We start from the raw sequence: 3,098 nt of genomic DNA, 5'->3' as shown, positions 1-3,098 counted from the left end.
ACTACCACATGGGCGATGGTTTGTGCCGTCTTGTTACCGGCTGGTCGACGACCAAGGCCGATGTGGACGGGTTGCTAAAGGCGTTCCGGGGCTAACGCGGCTCATCCGGGCATGAACGCGCGCACCAACTCGGCACATTCCGCCGCGTGGGTGATCGGCAGCATATGCCCCGCTTTCGCAACCGTGGCGCGCTGCACCTGCGGCAAGCGGCGGGCGAGTTCGCGGTTGATCGCGTCGATGATCGCGGGGGATTCTGCCCCTTGCGCCAGCAATACCGGAATGCCCAACCCCTCCAGCCGACCATAGGCCAGCATCCCCGCCGCATCCCGCAGCAGGGTCTCGTTTTGCGCCGCGATCAGATGCACCCGCGCCGCGATATAGGCGCGTTGCGCCGGCGGGGTATGGTCGAAAGGCTGTCCCCTGCCCCAGATGGCTTGAAACGATGCCGCCGCCGCCATGCTGTCACCCTGCATCAACGCCGTGGCATAGGGTTCGTGCATCGCCTCATGCGCGGCAAACTCCGGCCCCTCCGCGGCTCGCGCGGCGCAAAACAACACCGGCTCAAACAGCGACAGGCTGGCGACACGCTCCGGAAGTTCCAAAGCGATGCGAAGCGCGACGGTTGCACCGAAACTGTGGCCGATCAGATGCAAGGGCGCGTCTCCCATGCGCCCCATCAGCGCGATCGCCTGCTGCGTCGCGCGGGTGTGAAAATCACCCGCCCCGTCCCAGTCGCCGCTGCGCCCGTGGCCGAGCATATCGGGGGCGGTGAGTGTCAGTCCGGGCAGTTCCGCCGCCATACCCGCCCAAGCGCCGGAATGGGCCAGCGTGCAATGCAGCGCCAAGGCTTGCACCTCGCCCGCGCCAAACACCCGCCAATGCGTCGGCACACCCGCGCAATCCGCATCTGGCATCAGAGCTTGCCGCCCAGATAGAGGTCCAGATCCTCCAACCGGTCCTGCCCCCAGAACTTCTGCTCCCCCACAATGTAGAACGGGACGCCGATGACCCCGCGGGTCACCGCCTCCTCCAGATTGGCGCTATAGGCTTCGGCCCCTGCCAACATTCCGCGATCTGCGACGTCCGGATCAAATCCGGCTTCCACCAATGCGGCCCGGATCACATCATCATCCGCCACATTGCGACCCTCCACCCAACAGGCGCGGGCGAGTGCATGCACCAGCACACCCATATCGCCCCCGCCCGCCGATTGTGCGGCGATCACCGCATAAGAGGACGGCGCGCGGTTGGTGGGAAAGAATGCCGGGCGGTCCGACATCGGCAGCCCCAGTTTCCGCGCCTGACGCCGCCGGTCCTGCGCTGCATATTCGCCGCGTGCGGGATGGGTTTCTGCGGGCTTTCCCATGCGGGCGAACAGCGTCGGGCCGTCAACCGGCTTATAGGTGATCTGCGCCCCATGTTTCGCTGCGATCTGTTCCAGCCGTGTCCCGGCGAGATAAACGAAGGGGGAAATCGTCGCAAAGTAGTAATCAATCCCGGTCATTTCGCTGCTTCCTTTATCCGTGAGGTTTGCAAGACCCTAGCCGGGTGGTAAGCGGTGTCAACGCCGCGCGATTCCATGAACCCACCGACAAAGGACCGGACAATGGCCACCATCAACGAACCCAAGCTGATCTCCGGCAATGCCAACATGCCTCTGGCCCAGTCGATCGCACGGCGGATGTCACTGCATCGGGGCATGTCGGTCGGTTTGGTCGATGCGCGGGTCGAACGGTTCAACGACGGAGAGATTTTTGTCGAAGTGTTCGAAAACGTGCGGGGGGAGGATATGTTCATCATCCAGCCAACCTCGAACCCGGCCAATGACAACCTGATGGAACTCCTGATCATGACCGACGCCTTGCGCCGGTCTTCTGCATCACGGATCACCGCAGTCGTGCCCTATTTCGGCTACGCTCGTCAGGACCGTCGCACCAAGGCGCGCACCCCGATTTCTGCAAAATTGGTGGCGAATATGATGGTGGAGGCGGGAATTGAGCGGGTGTTGACGCTGGACTTGCATGCGGCGCAGATTCAGGGGTTTTTCGATATTCCGGTGGACAACCTTTATGCCTCGCCGATCTTTGCGCTGGATATCATGCAACAGTTCAAGGGTTGCCTGTCGGATATGATGGTGGTTTCCCCCGACGTGGGTGGCGTAGCCCGTGCGCGGGAACTGGCAAAGCGCATCAATGCGCCGCTGTCTATTGTCGACAAACGCCGCGAAAAGGCGGGCGAAGTGGCCGAAATGACGATCATCGGCGATGTCTCCGGCAAGAAATGTATCATCGTGGACGATATGTGCGACACCGCAGGGACCCTGTGCAAAGCCGCCGAGGTGCTGCTGGAAAATGGCGCGTCAGAGGTTCACGCCTATATCACCCACGGCGTCATGTCCGGCCCGGCGGTGGAGCGGGTGACGAATTCGGTCATGAAGTCACTGGTCATCACCGATTCCATTGCGCCGTCCGACGCGGTGCGCAATTGCGCCAATATCCGGATTCTGCCAACCGCGCCAATGTTCGCGCAAGCGATCCTCAATATCTGGAATGGCACCTCGGTTTCTTCGCTGTTTGAGACGGAAACCCTCAGCCCGATCTATGAGGGGCTTTACAACCGGGGCTGATCCTGTCCGGGGCGTGCGATTTGCCCGAAGATCGCACTTAATACAATTCCCAATCCTCGTCATCGACGATCCGCCCGATGGCCATCCAATCGGCGCGCACCCGTGCAACGCGCGTGTCGCCCCAGGTCTTGAACACTAGATGAAAGCCTGACGGTGTGATCTTTTCCGCCGATAGATCCGCGCGGGAATTGGTTTTCTGATCCATGTCCCACATGGTCATCGCGACCGTGACCGCAGGCGATTCCACGAAACTTTCGGTGAATTTCACGATATGGCGGCTTTCACGCGGGCCGCTTCCCGTCCACATCGCGCCACCATCCGCGAAATCCGAAAACAAGACCCGAGAGCCCTGATCGACCCCGATCCTTTGGGACGGAAATTTCTTCATATCCAATGGTCCTGCAATCGTCACACCCTACGTTAACCCGCGCCGAAATGACGATCCCGCAAAAGCGCAAGGATCGCAACACCG

General features: G+C 61.4%; 4 protein-coding genes. 1 reads left to right on the top strand and 3 read right to left on the bottom strand.

The features are described 5' to 3' along the window. Positions 1–101: 101 nt before the first annotated feature. Complete coding sequence (locus L0H65_RS17280) at positions 102–914, bottom strand: alpha/beta fold hydrolase (RefSeq protein WP_301460466.1); 813 nt, start codon at positions 912–914, stop codon at positions 102–104. Further along, a complete protein-coding gene (locus tag L0H65_RS17275; RefSeq protein WP_301460465.1) occupies positions 914–1,504 on the bottom strand; it encodes a 2-hydroxychromene-2-carboxylate isomerase in 591 nt (196 codons plus the stop codon). Before L0H65_RS17275 ends, L0H65_RS17280 begins: the two co-directional genes overlap by 1 nt. A gap of 102 nt (positions 1,505–1,606) precedes the next feature. Between L0H65_RS17275 and L0H65_RS17270 the strand changes: the two genes are divergently transcribed. Then, positions 1,607–2,626: a ribose-phosphate pyrophosphokinase gene (locus L0H65_RS17270; protein WP_301460464.1), complete on the top strand. Its 1,020-nt coding sequence runs from the start codon at positions 1,607–1,609 to the stop codon at positions 2,624–2,626. A gap of 37 nt (positions 2,627–2,663) precedes the next feature. Here L0H65_RS17270 and L0H65_RS17265 read toward each other — a convergent pair whose 3' ends face one another. Beyond that, positions 2,664–3,014: an H-type lectin domain-containing protein gene (locus tag L0H65_RS17265; protein ID WP_301460463.1), complete on the bottom strand. Its 351-nt coding sequence runs from the start codon at positions 3,012–3,014 to the stop codon at positions 2,664–2,666. Positions 3,015–3,098: the final 84 nt, after the last annotated feature.

It is taken from the genome of Pseudorhodobacter sp., assembly GCF_030452865.1.
GTDB lineage: Bacteria > Pseudomonadota > Alphaproteobacteria > Rhodobacterales > Rhodobacteraceae > Pseudorhodobacter.
The sequence above is the reverse complement of the archived record's forward strand: the minus strand, read 5'-3'. Positions and strand labels throughout refer to the sequence as shown.

Excerpts from the sequence above, each read along its gene's own strand:
- L0H65_RS17275 (WP_301460465.1), bottom strand. The coding sequence starts at position 1,504 with ATGACCGGGATTGATTACTACTTTGCGACGATTTCCCCCTTCGTTTAT.
- L0H65_RS17270 (WP_301460464.1), top strand. The coding sequence starts at position 1,607 with ATGGCCACCATCAACGAACCCAAGCTGATCTCCGGCAATGCCAACATG.
- L0H65_RS17265 (WP_301460463.1), bottom strand. The coding sequence starts at position 3,014 with ATGAAGAAATTTCCGTCCCAAAGGATCGGGGTCGATCAGGGCTCTCGG.
- L0H65_RS17280 (WP_301460466.1), bottom strand. The coding sequence starts at position 914 with ATGCCAGATGCGGATTGCGCGGGTGTGCCGACGCATTGGCGGGTGTTT.